Here is a 963-nt window from a genome sequence, read left to right on the forward strand (position 1 = left end):
GGATGCAGCTATTGTCGGCCTCATGGACACACTCACGTTTGACTTATGCGCCCACCGAGGGCAAGTCCGCCTGAAGGAGGGTTAGGTCTCACAGCCACCTTCGCACCCTCTGTGTGTATGACGTGTACTCGTTACCAAACATGCGCCGCAGTACCCTCTCTTCGGGTTGGATCTGGAAGCGAGTGACATAGAGAGCGAAGAGCGCAGAGCCGGCCAGGAGTATCCATTCGGCAACTGTGCCATGCAACGAGCGAAACCGGGGAAGGAGCAGCACGCATACGCCGAGCGCCATAGGGCCGAATAAGACGGCTAGCGTCAGAAATTTCCAGGATGCAGCTATTGTCGGCCTCATGGACACACTCACGTTTGACTTATGCGCCCACCGAGGGCAAGTCCGCCTGAAGGAGGGTTAGGTCTCACAGCCACCTTCGCACCCTCTGTGTGTATGACGTGTACTCGTTACCAAACATGCGCCGCAGTACCCTCTCTTCGGGTTGGATCTGGAAGCGAGTGACATAGAGAACGAAGAGCGCAGAGCCGGCCAGGAGCGCAGGTGCAGACAAGTAGAAGCCCCAGGCCACCAGAAGCAAGGCGAGTGCGACGTACATTGGATTGCGAGTGATCCGATAGACACCAGACGTGACGAGTGACGATGCCCTCTCCGGCTTCAACGGATTGACCGTGGTCCTGGCTCGCCGAAACGCAATGGTGCCGGCGATGCTGAAGTAGCCACCAATGACCGCGACGACGCCGGCTGCGACGATACGAGTGGCGGGCGACAGTTCAAGYGTCGGCGCAACATTTCTAGCGATCCACATGGTGACCGCGATGATTAGCGCCACGAGCGGCGGTGGGATCTTGAGTTCTAGGGCGCGCATAGCTTGTACTCTGAGGTCTAACGTTTGACATGAGAGGGGGCGCCCGGCTTGCCGGGCCACGTTCTCTCGATGGAAGGGCTAGGCG

General features: G+C 58.7%; 1 protein-coding gene. It reads right to left on the minus strand.

What is annotated here, in order from left to right:
- Window positions 1–416: 416 nt before the first annotated feature.
- A complete protein-coding gene (locus tag AC1D1X_RS24385; protein ID WP_477671199.1) occupies window positions 417–878 on the minus strand; it encodes a methyltransferase family protein in 462 nt (153 codons plus the stop codon).
- Between the last annotated feature and the right edge of the window lie 85 nt (window positions 879–963).

Source organism: Polaromonas sp. P1_G4, assembly GCF_056405475.1.